This window comes from Lysinibacillus sp. NPDC086135 (assembly GCF_044746345.1).
Lineage (GTDB): Bacteria > Bacillota > Bacilli > Bacillales_A > Planococcaceae > Lysinibacillus.
Map to the genome: position 1 here is coordinate 103,426 of NZ_JBIVCA010000003.1, position 18,320 is coordinate 121,745.

Genomic DNA, 18,320 nt, shown 5'->3' on the forward strand with positions numbered 1-18,320 from the left:
GACAATAAGGAGCAATTTAGTCAAATCAAAGTCCCCTTGCAGCTTTTCATTCATCAAATTAAAACACAATCCAGAATTATTATCTAATTTTATGTCGAGAAATTAATTTATTTTTTACAAAAAAATAAGTAGATGTCCGTAACAAATAGTTGAATTAAATTATTTGTCCTCTATAATAATTCTTGCTTTAAGGGGTTGATGTGTTAATAGAAAAAATTATTTATTAATAATTATTAGGGAAAAGGTGTAAAAATGGTAAAATATGAAAAGTTCAGCGTCATAGTGGAGACTCTGTAAACGCAATCGGACATCCTCAGGAAAGTGCCCAGTCGGAAATCAACCACACGTTATGGTGATCAGCTAAAATTCATCTAAAAACCGAATCCGAATAAATGTAGGATTTATGAGGAAAAGTATAAGGAATAAATGAATATTTGCTATATTGTAATAATAAAAAAGTCATGCTTTAAACCGATAAAGTGGGAAGTCAACAAAATACTCATTGAAGAAAAATACAAATTTATTGAGTGAAATTGGAATAGTTGTATGGATTAATTTGTATATAAGAATATAAGGAATGTAAAAATTCACTTGATTAAACATGTTATTTCTAGCTAAAATGATATTACACTTAATTATCAGAATATTATTTCATTTGAGACTTATCTTAAAATTCTTTACAAAGAAGAGATTGATATTCTTTTATTTTGATGATTTTTATATTGAAATGATTTTGAAATAAGTTTATCTGATTTTTTCGGGCTATTAATTCAACGCCTTTTAGCAATTGTTTTCTGTAGCGAAAGCAAAGCGTCAGCTCAGAAGGCGCTGTGGTATTACCGAAAGGATCGGCATCGTATCGCACTCATACAGGCCTAAGCACAAAGTCGATGAATTTTTAAAAGGAATTTTTATGTGAAAAGGATAGTACTTAACACGCGGCATCTAACTTACTACATTGCAACAGTAGTTAAGTAAAAACTCTTAAAAGGTGTGATGTAAAAATGAGCTTAATGTTAGAAGTGAAAAACCTTAAAGCTGGTTTTGATATAGACGGGGAGCTATATCATGCTGTTGATGATGTTTCATTTTCAGTTAAATCTGGTCAGATCGTTGGAGTAGTTGGTGAATCAGGCTGTGGAAAAAGTGTAATGTCTCTTTCTATTATGCAATTACTTCCAAAAGGAGTTGGTAAAATCACGGGAGGTGAAATAAGATTCCACGGGAAAAACATAGAGAATTATTCGAACGACGAGATGAATAAAATCAGAGGAAATGATATTAGTATGATTTTCCAGGAACCTATGACATCCTTAAATCCTGTTTTTACTATAGGCTCACAAATTGAAGAGATTATGCTTAATCATAGTAAAATGTCTAAGGCTGAGGCTAGAAGTAAGGCGATTGATTTATTAAAACAGGTTGGCATTCCAAGAGCTGAAAAAATTGTGAATGAATACCCTCATCAATTGTCAGGTGGTATGAGGCAAAGAGTAATGATCGCTATCGCTATTGCTTGTCAGCCTAGACTTTTAATAGCGGATGAACCAACTACTGCACTTGATGTAACAGTGCAGGCCCAAATACTAGATTTATTGAAAAGTATTCAGGGTAAAAATAACATGTCTATTGTACTGATCACTCACGATTTAGGTGTAGTTGCGGAAATATGTGATGAAGTAATTATTATGTATGCTGGAAAGATCGTAGAACGGACAACTGTTGATAACTTGTTTTACAATCCCAAACACCCATATACAAAACTCTTAATGGCATCGATTCCGAGAATAGATACAGAAGTAAATGAGTTAGCTACTATTAAAGGCATTGTACCTTCTTTAAAAAATATGCCTCAAGAAGGCTGCCGTTTTGTTGATAGATGTCCATCGGCGATGCCTGAATGTAGTAATGTTACGCCACAACTTACTTTCGTAGATGATAATCATGAAGTCTCTTGTTTACTTTTTGAAGGCTGTAATTCTAGAAAGGGTGTGGGCAGACAATATGAATCAAACTACAAATAATAAAGAAAATTTATTGGAGCTAATTAATTTAAAAACCTATTACCCGATTAAAGGTGGATTATTCAAACATACGATTGGACATGTTAAAGCCGTAGATAATATTTCTTTTTCAATAAAAAATGGTGAAACATTAGGGTTAGTAGGCGAATCTGGCTGTGGAAAGTCAACAACAGGTCGTACTATTTTAAGATTGTTAGACGCAACGGAAGGAAAAATTATTTTTAATGGTCATGATATTACAAAATTGCAAGGAAAATCATTAAGAGAAATAAGGAAAGATATCCAAATGGTGTTTCAAGATCCTTATGCATCATTAAATCCTATGCAAATGGTAGGTAGTATCATAGCTGAACCAATTATGAATTATCATAAAAAACCACTTAAATCCTTGAAAAATGAAGTGATGGAGCTTTTACAAAAAGTTGGCTTACCCGAAGATGCATATTACAAATATGCACATGAATTTTCTGGTGGACAGCGTCAACGGATTGGTATTGCTAGAGCACTTGCACTTAAACCAAAACTAATTATAGCGGATGAACCAGTTTCAGCATTAGATGTCTCTGTGCAATCTCAGGTGCTTAATTTGCTAAAAGAGTTACAGGATGAGTTTGACTTAACATTTTTATTTATTGCTCATGATTTAAGTGTTGTAAAACATATGAGTGATCGAATCGGTGTGATGTATTTAGGAAACATTGTGGAAATTGCAGATAAAGAACATATTTATGATGAACCACTTCATCCGTATACACAAGCGTTAATCTCTGCCATTCCGGTACCTGATCCAAGGAAAAAGAGTAGCCGTATCGTATTAGAGGGGGATATCCCTAGTCCGGCTAATCCTCCTCAGGGGTGCCCCTTCCATCCACGTTGTCCAAAGGTAATGGCAGAGTGTTCATTATCTAAACCAACCTTAAAGGAGGTGAAGCGGGGGCATAGAGTTGCATGCCATTTATATTAAAAAATAATAAGAAAATCGTGTGTCAATTATTTTCAAAATAAAATTCACGGGGGGATAAACAATGAAAAAATCAGCATTATGGGCTTTCATGCTAATGCTAGTAACGGCTTTGTTTTTAGCAGCGTGTAATAGCGACAACTCGACAACTGACAAAGATAAGGAAAAAGATAAAGGTGGTTCCACAAAGACTAGTGAAACAGCAAAAAATAAGGTTGTAACTTTCGGTACTGACCAAGCGCCTGAAGGTGTATTTGACCCAGCATTTAATGGAAGTATTGTAGATAGTTATATTCAAAATTTCACAATGGATGGTATTTATGATGTAAATGATGACTTAGAATATGTTCCTAATTTAGCAACTTGGGAAATTAGTGAGGATAAATTAACGTATACGTTTACCTTTAAGAAAGGTGTAAAATGGCACAATGGTGAGGAGTTAACAGTTGATGACTGGGTATTTGCATTAGAGACAATAGCTAATAAGGATTACGATGGCCCACGATTCAATTATGTTGAAAATATTAAAGGGGCAAAAGCAAAAAAAGCAGGGAAAGCTGACAAAATCGAAGGGATCGAAGTCGTTGATCCATATACTGTGAAAATTACTTTTGACAAAGTGAAAGTAAATAATTTAGAAAATCTTTGGTCTTATCCAATGCCAAAGAAACATTATGAAGGTATTGCTGTTAAAGATTTAAGCGAGTCGAAACAAGTTCGTGAAAATCCTGTTGGCGTAGGACCGTTTAAAGTGAAAAAGGTTGTAGACGGTGAATATTCTGAATTAGAGCGTTTTGATGATTACTGGAAGGGCAAGCCGCAGCTTGATGGGGTGATTGTAAAAGTAATTGACCCATCATTGGCAGCTGGTGCGTTCCAAAACGGAGAAATTGACATTATGGATATTAGACCACAAGCTGTGAAAGAATTGTCAGCATTGAAAAATGTACGTATTGAAGAAACGAATGGTGTAACTTACTCGTATATCGGTCTTCGTTTTGGTCATCGTGATAAAGCTACTCTTAAAAATGTAGCAGATTTTGATAAGTTTAAATCAAAAGAATTGCGCCAAGCACTATTATACGCAATTAACCGTCCAGCAATGATCGATGCTTTCTTAGAAGGAAAAGCTGAAGTTGCGAATACTGTGGTTCCACGTGCCTTCTGGATTGCTGCAGAGGAATCTGACTTAAATCAATATGCACACAATCCAGAAAAGGCTAAAGAGCTTCTTAAGTCTGCGGGTTATGTAGATATTAATGGTGATGGCTTTGTAGAAGATCCTAAAGGGAAGCCATTTAAAATTTCATTTGCTCACTATGCTGGTCCTGCTGCCTTTGAAGGTCGCTCTCAAGCGATTATCCAAGCTTGGAATGATATCGGAGTGAAAACAGAGCAAGCAACTGGTACTTTAATAGAGTTTAACTTATATAATGATATGAAAAAAAATGATGATGCTGCATTAGAAGCATTCTTCGGTTCTTGGAGTACAGGTGCAGATCCTGACCCATCTGGTTTATGGGGGAACGATGCAGAATGGAACTTCGGTCGCTATATAGATGCTAAAAACCAAAAATTATTAGATCAAGGCTTAAGTGAAGAAGCATTTGACAAAGATAAGCGTAAGCAAATTTATGTGGAATGGCAAAAATACTTCAATGAAGAATTACCAGCCCTACCATTATGGGAAGGCTTAGATTTATATGGCATTAATAATCGACTACAAGGTGTTCATATTAACGCTGTTGGTTTCCAAACAGATGTCTATAAATGGTATGTTGAGGAATAAATTGTAAACTGTTAAGCCTACTAACTAGGCCACCTTCATGAATTGGGCCTAGTTAGTAAATTTCTAGATAAGGAGACGTCACATGCTTCAATACACACTTAGAAGATTTCTTGGCATGATTCCATTGTTACTCCTTATTTCTGTGGTGGTGTTCTTTTTAGCAAAAATGATGCCAGGAGATCCATTTGCTGGTGAAATCAATCCTTCTAATACGAATCCACAATACATTGAAGAAATGAGAGAAAAATTAGGCTATAATGACCCGATTATCGTGCAATATGGTAGATGGGTCGGTAAATTTATACAAGGGGATTTCGGGAAATCTACAGTTTATAAAAAACCGGCTGCAGAGATTATTGCTCAGCGAATACCAAATACAATATTTTTAGCGTTAACATCATTAGTTTTTACGTACTTTTTTGCATTTCTTATGGGAATGTATGCAGGAAGAAAACCTTATACACTCGGTGATAATTTAATTGCAACTTATAATTATTTAGCTTTAGCCATTCCATCGTTTGTTGCAGGGATTGTTGCTATTTATTTCTTTTCCTTTAAGCTAGGATGGTTTCCTTTCAATGGTTCCGTAGGTGTAGGGATAGGGGAAGGAACTTGGGCGTACTACATGAGTAGGATGCACCATGTTTTGTTACCTGCACTTATTTTAGGATTAATGGGAACGGCGTCCTATACACAATTTTTACGAAATGACATTATTGAAAATAGTAGGAAAGATTTTGTAAGAACAGCGAGAGCAAAGGGAACAAAAGAGTCGAAAATATATAACAAACATATTTTACGGAATTCTATTATTCCAATAATTACGTATCTAGGTTTTGATATTGCCACATTAATTAGTGGTGCGGTAATAACAGAAACCATCTTTACTTATCCGGGGATAGGCGCACTCTTCTTAGAATCTGTTGGACGTAGAGATTATGCGGTCATGATGTCGATAACAATGTTACTTTCGTTTTTAACACTTTTTGGAAATTTAGTAGCGGATATATTATATGGTGTGGTAGATCCGCGTATTAGACTAGATTAAGGAGGGGAAATTATGACATTGGTAACTGATCAAGAAGTTTTATCGCCAAAGACACCGAAAAAAAGCCCCTCGCCATGGGTGATAGCGAGACGAAAGTTTGTTAAAAATAAATTAGCGATGATTAGTCTAATTTTTTTACTAATAGTTATTGTTGTATCGTTTTTAGCTCCTTATATTACAACAAAAGATATTGTACGTGTCGACTTTATGAAAATTAGTCTACCTCCATCAAGCGAGCATTGGTTAGGAACAGATACGAATGGACGAGATGTTTTTACTAGAATGCTCTACGCTGGTAGATCATCTTTAACAGTTGGATTAGGCTGTATGATTTTTATTGTAATGATCGGAACAGCTGTTGGCGCTATTTCAGGGTATTTTGGAGGAAAAATAGATCAAACGTTAATGCGATTTACTGACTTTGTATTAATGTTTCCATTTTTAGTTTTCTGTATTGTTTTAAATACTATACTTTCAGGAAAAATATCTGGTCTATGGACATTAATAATTGTTATTTCACTTTTAATGTGGGGAAGCGTTGCAAGGATAGTACGAAGTAGGGTTTTAACTGAAAAGGAAAATGAGTATATATTAGCTGCTCAGTCAATTGGCTGTAAACCATCAAAAATAATCATTAAGCACTTATTGCCTAACGTTGCATCGACGATTATTGTACAGGCAACATTATTGATGGCGGTAACAATTGTTGCAGAATCTAGTTTAAGTTTTTTAGGCCTTGGAGTTCCGGCTGATACACCTAGCTGGGGCAATATGCTATTTGAGGCTAGAAACTCAGATGTACTAAAGGATAAGCTTTGGATGTGGGTACCACCTGCAATGGCTATTACTCTAGTTATTTTGTCTATCAACTTTATTGGAGAAGGATTAAAAGATGCTTTAAATCCAAAATCAAGAAGGTAATAGATAAGCTGGATTTGTTATAGAAGAAAATAAAGCACCTTTAAAAGTAATAAATTCACTTTTAAAGGTGTTAAATTTTCATTTACATGAATGGCGAATAAAAAAAGATGAAAATCCATCCAGTAATAAATAATGGATGGATTTATAAGTTTTTATCGATTAGCAATCCAAGTTTTCATAAGGTCTGCAGTACCATAAACGTAATGCTGATCGCCAACTTCGTGGTATGTTGCGCTATCGTCAACCTCAGTATGCTTGTACGGAATACGTTGACGGCGTTTTTCTGACATTGGGTCAGGAAGTGGGATCGCAGATAATAAAGATTTTGTATACGGATGAACAGGGTGATTGTATATATCATCTGCTTTACCGATTTCCATGATTTTACCACGGTACATAACAGCGATACGGTCACTGATATATTTAACCATTGATAAGTCATGGGCAATGAAAAGATATGTTAAGCCACGTTCTTTTTGCAGTTGTTTTAATAAGTTTACAACTTGCGCTTGAATCGAAACGTCAAGTGCAGAAATAGGTTCATCGGCGATAATAAACTTAGGATCTAAGCTTAGCGCACGGGCGATCCCGATACGTTGACGTTGGCCGCCAGAGAATTCGTGAGCATAACGGTTTGCGTGCTCTTTGTTTAAGCCAACAGCCTCTAACAGTTGATTTACTTTTTCACGGCGCTCTTTTTTATCTTTGTAAAGACCGTGAATTTTAAAGCCTTCACTAATGATTTCTCCAGCTGTCATACGCGGGTTTAATGAAGCGTATGGATCTTGGAAAATCATTTGCATTTGACGATTAAATTTCTTTAATTCATTTTTGTTTTTTTTCCCATGGACGTTCTCGCCATCGAAAATAATCTCCCCATCTGTAATGTCGTACAGGCGAATAATGGAACGCCCAGTTGTTGATTTACCACAGCCTGATTCTCCTACAAGACCGAGTGTTTCACCTTCGTAGACATCGAAGCTAATACCGTCAACTGCTTTAATAGGGTTACTTGCTGAACCGAAATGCTGCTTTAAATTTTTAATTTCAAGAACTTTTTTTGCGCCCGATTTAGTCATTTGATTGTGCCTCCTTTGCTAAATATCCTTCAATACGTTTAGCAACCTCATCTGGAAGCGGAATTTTTGGTGCATCAGGATGCATCAACCAAGTTTTTGCAAAGTGCGTTTCACTTACTTGGAACATCGGTGGCTCTTGCTCATAGTCAATAGCCATTGCAAATTCATTACGAGCGGCAAACGCATCGCCCTTTGGAGGGTGAATAAGATCTGGTGGTGAACCAGGGATCGTGCGTAATAGCTCATCCGTATCGTTATCTAAGTCAGGCATTGAACCAAGTAGACCCCATGTATATGGATGCTTAGGGTTATAGAAAATATCATTAACAGTACCATATTCAACGATTTGTCCGGCATACATAACTGCAACTCGGTCAGCAACGTTTGCCACGACACCTAAATCGTGAGTAATGAAAATGATCGATGTTTTCGAATTTTTTTGAATTTCTTTCATTAGCTCTAAAATTTGCGCTTGAATAGTAACGTCTAAAGCTGTTGTTGGTTCATCGGCAATTAGAAGCTTAGGATCAGCTGCGAGTGCGATAGCAATAACAACACGTTGACGCATACCGCCTGAAAACTCATGCGGGTATTGATTATAACGTTTTTCAGGGAAGGGGATACCTACCTGTGTTAAAAGTTCGATTGCACGTTTTTTAGCATCAGCTTTTGATACCTTTTTATGTTGTAAAATAACTTCAGTTATTTGACGTCCGACCTTCATCGTCGGATTTAAGCTTGTCATTGGATCTTGGAAAATCATTGCAATTTCATTTCCGCGTATTTTTGACATTTCTTTATCGCTTAAAGACACTAAATCACGGCCATTAAACATAATTTGTCCGGACTCATAAATACCAGGTGGCTGTGGAATTAGTTTCATTAATGCGTTACTCGTAACACTCTTACCAGAACCGGATTCACCAACGATTGCGAGTGTTTCACCTTCTTTTAAGTCAAAATTAACACCACGAACAGCATGAACAAGCCCTGCATACGTTTTAAAGTTTATTTTTAAATCTTTTACTTCTAAAATTGTTTTACTCATTTTCGGCCACCTCCTTATTTACGTAGTTTTGGATCTAATGCATCACGTAAGCCGTCACCAACTGCGTTAAATGCAAAGATTGTTAGTGAAATGAATACTGCAGGGAATATTAAACGCCACGGTGCATTGGCAATCGCTCCATTTCCATCAGAAGCCATTGTTCCCCAAGAGGCTTGTGGGGCAGGAACCCCAAGTCCTAAATAACTAAGGAAAGACTCTGTAAAAATAGCAGTTGGCACTGTTAATGTCATGGATACTAAAATTGCACCAAGTGCATTTGGCACTAAATGTTTGATAATTAAATGTCCTGTTCTTGCGCCCAATGTACGAGCCGCTAAAACATACTCTTGATTTTTAATAGATAATACTTCACCACGTACAATACGGGCCATATTGATCCAACCTGTAATGGATAATGCAATAATCATTGGGAAAATACCTTGTTCTAATACTACTAAAAGTACGATTACTACTAAAAGGTAAGGTACTGCTGTTAAAACATCGGCAATACGCATCATAATATTGTCAACACGACCGCCTGCTAAACCAGAAATACTTCCCCATAATACACCAATGATCAAGTCTATGATTGCCGCAGCAAACCCGATGAATAAAGAAATACGAGCGCCAGCCCATATGCGAACGAAAATATCTCGACCTAAATCATCTGTACCAAACCAAAATTCTGATGATGGTGGGGCATTAAAAGCACCTAATTGATCGCTATAGTGGTATTGTGACAACATCGGCACAAAGGTAGCCATTAAAACAATAATTATTAAAGCAATTAAGCCAAAAATGGCCATTTTATTATGGGAAAAACGGATAAATACTTCCTTCCAAAAAGAGACAGATTTATCAGTTAATTTTTCGGTTGCTTCATGATTTCCGCCAACAATTTTAAATTTATCTTTTTCGATTTGTTGCTGTGTCATTACTTTTTCGCTCCTTTCAGTCTAATTCGCGGATCGATCACGCTATATAAAATATCTACGATGAATACCGCAAATAAAAGAATGATTGCGTAGAACACGGTTGTCCCCATAATAACAGTATAATCACGATTCGTAATACTTTGCACAAAGTGCTTACCTAATCCAGGAACCGCAAAAATTGACTCTACAATGAAGCTACCTGTAACAACAGCAGCTGTTAATGGACCTAAATAAGTAACGACTGGTAAGAGGGCGTTTCGTAAAGTATGGCGGAAGACGATTGTCCATTTACCTATACCTTTTGCACGAGCCATTTTTACGTAATCACTATTATTTTGATCCAGCATACTTGAACGTACTAGTTTAGCAATAAAGCCCATATGCGATAATGCAATAGCTAAGGCTGGCAATATACTATAAGCAAAGCCTTTCCATCCACTAATTGGGAATAACTGAAGTTTATAGGCAAGGAAATACTGCATAAGTCCAGCTAATATAAAAGATGGAACGGAAATTCCGAGCACCGCAAAGGTCGTTGCCAAATAATCTGGCCACCTATTATGATAAAGCGCAGCAATTACACCGATTAATACACCAAATCCAATTGCTAGCAGCATCGCTTCAATTCCTAAAGTTAATGATACAGGGAAGCCTTCTGCAATCATATCATTTGTAGAACGCGCTTTATATTTCATAGATTCACCGAAATTAAAAGTGGCCGCATCGATTAAATAATCTTTGTACTGAATATACCAAGGGTTATTTAATCCATACGTTTCGTTTAACTTTGCCTCTATTTGAGGAGGTAAATTACGTTCAGATGCAAATGGGTTACCAGGAGCAAGACGCAATAGGAAAAACGTAGCCGTTACGATGACGAAAAGCGCGAGAAGTATATACATCAGCCTTTTCAAAATATATTTAATCACATAAAACTCCTCCTTCTATTTGTCAATTTTCTGACAAATAAGTGCCTTCGTATTTTAAAAAGAGCTGACTCGCGCCGCAGTGGCTACGAGGCAGCTCTCCGCTTAGAGCTTAAAAGAAATTATTATTTAATCTTTACATATTTAAGGTGAATATCACCAGTTGGATTTGGATCTAAGTTTTCAATACCTTTTTTAACTACTGACAAGTTAGTGTAGTAGTAAATAGGTGCAACTGGGAATTCTGTCATAATAATAGCTTCGGCTTGTTTTAAATAATCAAGACGTTTAGCTTCGTCTACCTCAGCAACTGCTTTGTCCAATAATTTTTTGTACTCAGCATTTTCCCAGCCTGTTTGATTGTTACCATTTTTAGCTGTATCGAACTGTTCAAGGAATGTATATGGATCAAGATAATCAGCTACCCAGCCCATACGACCAATTTGATAGTCACCAGTTTTTAATTTGTCAATATAAACTTGCCATTCTGAGTTATCTAACTGAGATGAAATACCAAGTTTTTTGCTCCATTCTTCTTGAATATATTGAGCGATTGCTGCATGCGCTTCAGAAGTGTTGAATGAAATATTCACTTTAATATCTTTAGCGTCTTTAATACCAAGTTCTTTCATCCCTGCTTCAAGAGCAGCTTTTGCTGCATCAACATCATTATCTTTGAAGTAACCACGGTCTTTTGTAAAGTTAGGAACTGCTACCGGAATCATACCTGTAGCCGGTTTTTGTTCACCTTTAGTTACGTTGTCAATTAATTTTTGACGATCGATTGCTAGAGCAAGAGCTTTACGGATATTTGCATTGTTCATAATTTTGTCTTTTGTATTGAATTTATACCAATAAATACTTGCTTGGTCCTTGATTCTTAAAGAACCATCTTTTTTGAAGCCATCAATTGCATTAAGATCTACTGTTTGGAATGGTGCACCAATATAGTCAAGCGAGCCAGATTTAAAGTTAGTAGCAACAGTTGGTTCTTTTTCAATCATAGCAATATTTACAGTATCAACATCAACATTTGAAGCATCCCAATAATCTTCAAATTTTGTAAGAACGATAGAAGCGTCATGTTTCCAATCGCTTAATTTATAAGGACCATTTGTTACGTAATTTTCACCTGCGTCTGCGTACCATTGTTTATTAGCTTCAGTCACTTTTTTGTTAACTGGTAAATAAGTTTTGAATCCTGTTAATTCTAGGAAATACGGAGTTGGGTTTTCTAGAGTTACGACTAAAGTTTTGTCATCTTCAGCTTTGATACCAACGTCATCAGCAGAACCGCCATTTTGGTGGTAAGCTTGAGCCCCTTTAATTGGGTAGAAAATAGAAGAATACGCAGAAAGGTTATCTGGATTTAATGCCCATTTCCAAGCATATTCAAAGTCGCCAGCTACAACTGTATCACCATTTGACCATTTTGCATCACGTAAATGGAAAGTGTAAGTCTTTTTATCAGGACTGATTTCCCACTTTTCAGCCATACCTGGAGTAGGCTTACCTTCAGCGTCTGACACAGTTAGACCCTCAAAAACATTAATTAAGATTGCACTAGATGTAGTATCCTCTGCAAGTCCTGGGTTTAAAGATGGTGGTTCTGAAGGAATTGCTAAGTTAAGCTCTTTAGATTTTGAACCAGAATCTTTACTGCCGTCTGAAGATGAAGAATTATCAGACTTATCACCACCAAAGCCACATGCAGCCAGTACTAATGAGAATACTGCAAGGACAGTTAATAATAAAAACTTTTTGTTTTTATTCATGTAAATCCCCCTTATACAATTTTAAGCCTTCTATGAAGCTCTTATTTAATATACCAAAAAAATCATTGTGTACAAAATAAAAAATATTCAAATTTATATAGTATTATCTGACATTTTTGAAGATAATAACTTTTTCTGATTCATTACTTTAAATCAGGAAAGCGCTTTCGTAATAAAAAAATGATATTTTTTTATTCAATACATCAAAAAAGTAATAAAAATAAAAAAGTAACTTGCTATGTTGAAAATTCTTATTCTTCAGATAACACTATTGTTATTTAAAAAATAAGTCTAAAGTCATGTGTGGAATATTTAAGATATTTGTGTAGATTTGTAGAAAATCATTGTAAAAAAGAGTAATTTCGATTCCTAGAAATGTATTTTCTGTAATTTATATTCTCGAAGAATGAATATTTTTAGCTATTAATAATATATAAGAAACTTGTTTTGTATTTATCTAAGATTAACCAGTATAAAAGAAAAGAAAGAAAAATTAGAGTAAAATGTGCCTCTCTTAAAGAATAAATATCGGGTATTTAGTAAAATATGTTTTTTTGAAATAATTTACACATTACTTGAATATACAATGCTGTATAAAAACAATGCATAGAATTAATTATATAAATGTAGGATTTTACATGCAATAAATGGAAAAACATGTTTATTTTTTGATGTTGTTTTATGGAGAAATTCAATTGTCTTGCTTAGGAGGAAAGCTCCTACATAAAGTTACTATACATGTAGGTAGAACTTAATGAGCAGAAAATTACTGCGCATCTTTGCGTGGTCTATTTTACCATATATAAATAACTTAATGGTGGTCTTCCTAAAAATAAACAGTAAAGTTGCGATTAACGGTAGTTAAAGGCGAACGTTTTCTTAGGCGTGTGAAGGATTATTTGCCCGTATATGATGGTAGTCTCCTTAACTATGGTAGCTCTGTTGCACGCACGCTTTCGATATTAGGAATGTAGTGCATTTCGATTAAAGAAATGCTCTGCTTAAATGAATCAATTATGCCGAGGTAGGAATGATAGCTGTATAGTACAGAATACGTGGTCTGCCATAAAAAAGAATGATACTTTTCATCTCCATGATAAGCTCACCACGGAGATGAAAAGTATCGACGCTCTCCCCAACATACTGAATTACGATTAAATCTAATAATTCAAGAGTTTGTCTACAGTTTGAGAGGCTAGGAAGGCACAATAAAAAATAACATTAGTAAAGCGTGAGAAATCTACATTTCTAAAATGGATTTCTCGCGCTTTTTAGGTTTTAACCAGTTATGTCCCAGTCTCAATCTTTAGGACTGTTTTTTTAGTTGTAAAATGACAGCTTCATCTGGATCGATGTAAACAGTCTTTTGTTCAAAGTAAATAACAAACCCAGGTTTAGCGCCATTTGGCTTTTTTACCTGACGCATTTCTGTGTAATCTACTGGAACAGAGGAAGAGTCTCTTGCTTTTGAAAAATAGGCAGCAAGTGTTGCAGCTTCTCGTAATGTCGTTTCGTCAGGTTCACTTGTATGGATGACAACATGTGAGCCTGGAATATCCTTCGTATGCAACCAAATATCTGTGCGTTTAGCAATTTTAAATGTAAGCATGTCATTTTGTTTGTTATTTTTTCCAACAGAAATCGCTACACCTGTTGAAGAGACGTAACGTTCAGGCTCAGGCTTCGCTTGTTTTTTCTTTTTTCGTGCATGACGTAATTTCAAATAACCTTGTTCTGCTAATTCTTCGCGAATTTCTTCAATATCTCCAGGAGCAGCTTGTTGTACTTGCTGAGCAAGCATTTCGAAATAGGCAATTTCTTCTTTCGTTTTTTCTAACTGTTCTTGAACCATAATAAGGGCATTTTTTGCTTTTGTGTATTTTGTGTAATAGCTTTGAGCATTTTCAACAGGTGTTTTACGTTCACTCACTGGAATGGTGATTTCTTCATCTCCAGTGTCACTATAATAGTTAGTGACAGTTACTTCCTTTTCACCTTTTTCAAACGCGTAAATATTTGCCATCAGTAATTCTCCATATAGTTGGAACTGATCTAACTTAGATGCGCGTTCGTAGTCTTTATTCAACTTTTTAGTTTTTAAGATAAGTTTGTCAATTTCATTTTGTAGCCATCGCTCCAAATCACCAGCTTGCTGTTTGACACGATCACGCTCAGCTCGAGCAAAGAATACACGGTCAAGTAGCTCATGGACATTTGGATAAATCGTTACATCTCCTTGTAAATGTGTTAGCGCGATTGGTGAGAAGTACGTTTTATTATTTGCGTTTACATACATCGGCTTTGATCTGCCATTATTAAAGGAAGCTATAAAGTTTTTAAAGCAATTTACACGGTCATCTGTGTCTGTTAATCGGAATAATAATTCCTCAGCATGTATAGGCGAGAAACCAATAAATTGCGAAACTACTTCCTTAGCTGTTTTTGGTTCAGAGAAAAACAGTGTAAGCTGTTCGTCGGTTACTGCTAGAGGGTGCCACTTATTCTGTGCGGGCGGTGCGATATAAGGCTGACCAGGTAAAACTGTACGGAAACTATTCACGGAAGGTGGCAAATGCTTTAAGCTGTCGACTATTTTTCCCTGTTCTTTATCTATTAATAACAGGTTACTGTGACGGCCCATAATTTCAGCATGTAACTCCCGTACAATAGGGTCGCCTATTTCATTTTTACTTTCAATTTCTACTATTATAATTCGATCAAAATCGTGCTGTTTAATAGAAGAAATAAAACCACCCTCTAAATGCTTTCTCAACAGCATGCAAAACATAGGGGGCTCTGCTGGATTTTCTATAGATTGCTCAGTAAGGTGAACACGTGCGTAAGAAGGATGAATCGAATAAAGTAATTTATGATTACTGCCGTTCGCACGGATATGTAGAACAACTTCCTGAGCGTTTGGTTGATGTATTTTAGTGATCCGACCTGTTACTAATTGTTGGAGGTCGGCTGTCATTGAATAAGTAAATAAGCCATCAAATGCCATATGAATTCCTCTTTCCAAAGATATAAGCATCTTGGTACTTTCGTATTTATTATTTTTTTATGGTGCATTCTCATCACTCTGCTGGAGCACAAATGCATTTTATTTATGACTCATCGGCATAACGTGTGGTTGATTGCTGCGCTTTCCTGGGGGAGTCCGATGAGTCGCTTCACTCGCGCTGCTCGCTCCAGGGTCTCGAGCTAACAGATGTCATAGAGAGTGATGGTTTTAGCCTTCGTTCCTCTATTGCTGATTCCCAAGGAGTCGCCCAGTCTCCACGCCAATCAACTTCTAGACATGGCATAAATTTTAATACAAAGGTCATCCCTTCTTTTGTTAATGAGTTTTTTCTTATGTTTATCATAGCATTTTTTAGGTGAATATTAAAATATAGCTTCGAATGTGGTAGAATTAGCTTTTGTTCTATTTTCATTTATTGGTTGTCCAACGACCTAGCACAGCAACAAATGTTTTCTGTAGCGAAAGCGAAGCGACAGCTACAATTTTGCTAAGGCGAAATTGATCTAATTTTTTACGGAGAGACATCATAAATGACAGAGCTTATGTTATAATAATGCCAGTATGCAAAGAAAGGTGTGACGAACCTTGGTGCGTAGTATGACTGGTTTTGGCAGAGGTGTCACAATAACAACAGACTTTCAATTAACCGTAGAAATGCGCTCGGTCAACCATCGATTTTTAGAAATCAATGCAAAATTCCCGAAAGAATGGCTTGAAGCAGAAATTTTTGCAAAGAAATTAATTTCGCAAGCTTTGTCACGTGGTAAGATTGATGTGATGGTTTATGTTAAGGATTTAGAGAACGTCGAGCAATCTATTGAAATTAATTGGTCATTAATTGAAGCGTATCGTAAGGCAAAAGAGCAATTAGCAAGTAAAGTACCACTAGAAGAAAAATGGACAATGCAAGAGCTATTATCGCTTGAACAAGCGCTTGTACAGGATAAGCCACAGCTTACACCTGAGGATTTACTCTTTGCTGTTGAAAAGGCTATTTCACAAGCACTTGAACAGCTTATTCAAATGCGTGAGCGTGAAGGGCAAGAATTACATGATGTTGTTGTACAATATAAAGCACAGTTAATGGAACAAGTGAACCAGATTCGTTCATGTGCATCTCTTGCTGTAGAAAAATATCGTACACGATTATCGGAACGAATTTCTCAAGTGGCGGATGGAGTGTTGTTAGAAGATCGCCTACTTGCCGAAGTAGCGATATTCGCAGAACGTGTGGACATCACTGAAGAATTGGACCGATTAGATAGTCACTTTAATCAGCTGGAAGAAACATTACAAGAAATGATTTCAGTTGGTCGTAAATTAGACTTTTTAATGCAGGAAATACACCGCGAGATCAATACGATTGGTTCCAAAAATCAATCAACAGAGGCGGCCGTTGCAGTAGTTCAGGCGAAAACAATTTTAGAAAAGATGCGTGAGCAAGTTCAAAATATCGAATAGCTTGCCTGTATCTGTTATAAATTAAGGGAGATATAGAGAATAAATGATAAAAGAACGTGGATTATTAATTGTTCTGTCTGGCCCATCTGGTGTAGGTAAAGGGACAGTGCGCAAAGAATTATTTTCTCAGCCGAATACGAATTATGAGTATTCCATCTCGATGACAACACGAAATCCTCGCGAAGGTGAAGTAGATGGTGTAGACTATTTTTTCAAGACACGTGAAGAATTTGAAGCGTTGATTGAACAGGGTGGCTTATTGGAGCATGCTGAATTTGTAGGGAATTATTACGGAACACCGTTAGCCTACGTAAATGAAACACTTGATGCAGGACGCGATGTGTTTTTAGAAATCGAAGTGCAAGGTGCTGCACAAATCCGCAAAAAGGCACCAGATGCATTATTTATTTTCTTAGCCCCACCAAGCTTAACGGAATTAAAAGACCGTTTAGTTGGTCGAGGGACAGAAACAGCAGACGTTATTGCGAAGCGTATTGCAACTGCAAGTGAAGAGCTCGAAATGATGAGCCTTTATGATTATGTAGTTGAAAATGATGAAGTGACAAATGCTTGTGATCGTATAAATGCGATTATTAAAGCAGAGCATTGTCGTAGAGAACGTGTTGAAAAAAGATATTTGTCAATGTTGAGAGGAGAATAAACCTATGTTATACCCATCAGTAGATACATTAAAAAAAGAAATCGATTCAAAATACTCTTTAGTAAGTCTAGCATCTAAACGTGCTCGTCAAATGCAAGAGGAACAAGACACTGAACGTTTACACAAATACGTTTCCCATAAGTACGTAGGGAAAGCACTTGAAGAAGTAGCAGCAGGTGTACTTACGAAAGTATCACAGGATGAGTCAACTGTGTACGAAGACGAAATCTAACATTGATAAGAGAGCTTTTGCCAAATTGCTAAATTAATGTTAACTTCTTTCAGCATTTATATCCTGTAACGAAAGCGAAGCGTCAGCTACAGAAGTCTCCCACCTCTATAGGTGAGATGAATGCCGATTTAAGCTACTTTTCAGCGGATGTCCAAACACAAGCTGAAATAGAGGAACTCAGTCTAGGAACGCCACGTCTTGTGGCAACGACTGAGTGACCAACATCGTGTTGGCCTAAAGCCTCCGGCGGGTGTCCCAGAATCGGAAATGAGTTCATAAAGGATGCTAGCCTAAAATCATCGCATCCGTGCGATAACGGCTAACTGACCTGCATGTGCAGGCCTAAGCACAAAGCCGATTCCGGACGCAATTATGCGTCTGCAGTGGATTTTTGATTATACAGAATGTCGAGAGCTCCCGGGGAATGTTCCTTTG

Annotated in this window: 14 protein-coding genes; 8 read left to right on the forward strand and 6 right to left on the reverse strand. The window is 36.4% G+C overall.

Translation table 11 applies throughout. The annotated features are described in order from the left end of the window. Positions 1 to 1,004 precede the first annotated feature (1,004 nt). The 5 genes from ACIPKN_RS05580 to opp4C all read left to right on the forward strand — a co-directional run bounded on the left by ACIPKN_RS05580 (position 1,005) and on the right by opp4C (position 6,743). Positions 1,005 to 2,024 carry an ABC transporter ATP-binding protein gene (locus ACIPKN_RS05580; RefSeq protein WP_400934209.1) on the forward strand — a complete coding sequence of 340 codons (1,020 nt, stop codon included), beginning with the start codon at positions 1,005 to 1,007 and terminating at the stop codon, positions 2,022 to 2,024. After that, complete coding sequence (locus tag ACIPKN_RS05585) at positions 2,005 to 2,988, forward strand: ABC transporter ATP-binding protein (RefSeq protein ID WP_400934210.1); 984 nt, start codon at positions 2,005 to 2,007, stop codon at positions 2,986 to 2,988. The genes ACIPKN_RS05580 and ACIPKN_RS05585 overlap by 20 nt, the downstream gene beginning before the upstream one ends. A gap of 61 nt (positions 2,989 to 3,049) precedes the next feature. Continuing rightward, on the forward strand, positions 3,050 to 4,774 hold the full coding sequence (opp4A, locus tag ACIPKN_RS05590) for an oligopeptide ABC transporter substrate-binding protein (protein ID WP_400934211.1): 1,725 nt from the start codon (positions 3,050 to 3,052) through the stop codon (positions 4,772 to 4,774). A gap of 82 nt (positions 4,775 to 4,856) precedes the next feature. Beyond that, positions 4,857 to 5,822 (forward strand): oligopeptide ABC transporter permease, encoded by a 966-nt coding sequence (opp4B, locus tag ACIPKN_RS05595; protein ID WP_274066577.1) that lies wholly within the window; start codon positions 4,857 to 4,859, stop codon positions 5,820 to 5,822. Positions 5,823 to 5,834: 12 nt separating this feature from the next. Continuing rightward, positions 5,835 to 6,743 carry an oligopeptide ABC transporter permease gene (opp4C, locus tag ACIPKN_RS05600; protein WP_400934213.1) on the forward strand — a complete coding sequence of 303 codons (909 nt, stop codon included), beginning with the start codon at positions 5,835 to 5,837 and terminating at the stop codon, positions 6,741 to 6,743. Between the two features lie 152 nt (positions 6,744 to 6,895). Here the strand turns inward: opp4C and ACIPKN_RS05605 are convergent, their stop codons facing one another. From ACIPKN_RS05605 to ACIPKN_RS05630, 6 genes are all read right to left on the reverse strand, one after another. Next, positions 6,896 to 7,822: an ABC transporter ATP-binding protein gene (locus tag ACIPKN_RS05605; RefSeq protein WP_142507514.1), complete on the reverse strand. Its 927-nt coding sequence runs from the start codon at positions 7,820 to 7,822 to the stop codon at positions 6,896 to 6,898. Continuing rightward, positions 7,815 to 8,870, reverse strand: a complete 1,056-nt coding sequence (locus ACIPKN_RS05610) for an ABC transporter ATP-binding protein (protein WP_400934215.1) — start codon at positions 8,868 to 8,870, stop codon at positions 7,815 to 7,817. Before ACIPKN_RS05610 ends, ACIPKN_RS05605 begins: the two co-directional genes overlap by 8 nt. A gap of 14 nt (positions 8,871 to 8,884) precedes the next feature. Further along, complete coding sequence (locus ACIPKN_RS05615) at positions 8,885 to 9,805, reverse strand: ABC transporter permease (protein WP_400934217.1); 921 nt, start codon at positions 9,803 to 9,805, stop codon at positions 8,885 to 8,887. Beyond that, positions 9,805 to 10,734 (reverse strand): ABC transporter permease, encoded by a 930-nt coding sequence (locus ACIPKN_RS05620; RefSeq protein WP_132357488.1) that lies wholly within the window; start codon positions 10,732 to 10,734, stop codon positions 9,805 to 9,807. The genes ACIPKN_RS05615 and ACIPKN_RS05620 overlap by 1 nt, the downstream gene beginning before the upstream one ends. A gap of 122 nt (positions 10,735 to 10,856) precedes the next feature. After that, positions 10,857 to 12,506 (reverse strand): peptide ABC transporter substrate-binding protein, encoded by a 1,650-nt coding sequence (locus ACIPKN_RS05625; RefSeq protein ID WP_400934219.1) that lies wholly within the window; start codon positions 12,504 to 12,506, stop codon positions 10,857 to 10,859. Between the two features lie 1,306 nt (positions 12,507 to 13,812). Further along, a complete protein-coding gene (locus tag ACIPKN_RS05630; protein WP_400934220.1) occupies positions 13,813 to 15,510 on the reverse strand; it encodes an Rqc2 family fibronectin-binding protein in 1,698 nt (565 codons plus the stop codon). Between the two features lie 606 nt (positions 15,511 to 16,116). Here ACIPKN_RS05630 and ACIPKN_RS05635 point away from each other — a divergent pair. Genes ACIPKN_RS05635 through rpoZ form a run of 3 tightly spaced genes read left to right on the forward strand, consistent with a single transcriptional unit; the run spans position 16,117 to position 17,885 of the window. Next, positions 16,117 to 16,992, forward strand: a complete 876-nt coding sequence (locus ACIPKN_RS05635) for a YicC/YloC family endoribonuclease (protein ID WP_400934221.1) — start codon at positions 16,117 to 16,119, stop codon at positions 16,990 to 16,992. A gap of 43 nt (positions 16,993 to 17,035) precedes the next feature. Next, on the forward strand, positions 17,036 to 17,653 hold the full coding sequence (gene gmk / locus ACIPKN_RS05640; RefSeq protein WP_132357484.1) for a guanylate kinase: 618 nt from the start codon (positions 17,036 to 17,038) through the stop codon (positions 17,651 to 17,653). A 4-nt stretch (positions 17,654 to 17,657) separates the two neighbouring features. Continuing rightward, the gene (rpoZ, locus tag ACIPKN_RS05645; RefSeq protein ID WP_053483349.1) at positions 17,658 to 17,885 is read left to right on the forward strand and encodes a DNA-directed RNA polymerase subunit omega; all 228 of its coding nucleotides are present in this window, start codon (positions 17,658 to 17,660) and stop codon (positions 17,883 to 17,885) included. Positions 17,886 to 18,320 lie beyond the last annotated feature (435 nt).

What these genes read in the sequence shown, in the direction of transcription:
- ACIPKN_RS05605 (WP_142507514.1), bottom strand. Translation starts at nt 7,822, where the DNA reads ATGACTAAATCGGGCGCAAAAAAAGTTCTTGAAATTAAAAATTTAAAG.
- rpoZ (WP_053483349.1), top strand. Translation starts at nt 17,658, where the DNA reads ATGTTATACCCATCAGTAGATACATTAAAAAAAGAAATCGATTCAAAA.
- ACIPKN_RS05615 (WP_400934217.1), bottom strand. Translation starts at nt 9,805, where the DNA reads ATGACACAGCAACAAATCGAAAAAGATAAATTTAAAATTGTTGGCGGA.
- opp4B (WP_274066577.1), top strand. Translation starts at nt 4,857, where the DNA reads ATGCTTCAATACACACTTAGAAGATTTCTTGGCATGATTCCATTGTTA.
- ACIPKN_RS05625 (WP_400934219.1), bottom strand. Translation starts at nt 12,506, where the DNA reads ATGAATAAAAACAAAAAGTTTTTATTATTAACTGTCCTTGCAGTATTC.
- ACIPKN_RS05585 (WP_400934210.1), top strand. Translation starts at nt 2,005, where the DNA reads ATGAATCAAACTACAAATAATAAAGAAAATTTATTGGAGCTAATTAAT.
- ACIPKN_RS05630 (WP_400934220.1), bottom strand. Translation starts at nt 15,510, where the DNA reads ATGGCATTTGATGGCTTATTTACTTATTCAATGACAGCCGACCTCCAA.
- ACIPKN_RS05580 (WP_400934209.1), top strand. Translation starts at nt 1,005, where the DNA reads ATGAGCTTAATGTTAGAAGTGAAAAACCTTAAAGCTGGTTTTGATATA.
- opp4C (WP_400934213.1), top strand. Translation starts at nt 5,835, where the DNA reads ATGACATTGGTAACTGATCAAGAAGTTTTATCGCCAAAGACACCGAAA.
- gmk (WP_132357484.1), top strand. Translation starts at nt 17,036, where the DNA reads ATGATAAAAGAACGTGGATTATTAATTGTTCTGTCTGGCCCATCTGGT.
- opp4A (WP_400934211.1), top strand. Translation starts at nt 3,050, where the DNA reads ATGAAAAAATCAGCATTATGGGCTTTCATGCTAATGCTAGTAACGGCT.
- ACIPKN_RS05610 (WP_400934215.1), bottom strand. Translation starts at nt 8,870, where the DNA reads ATGAGTAAAACAATTTTAGAAGTAAAAGATTTAAAAATAAACTTTAAA.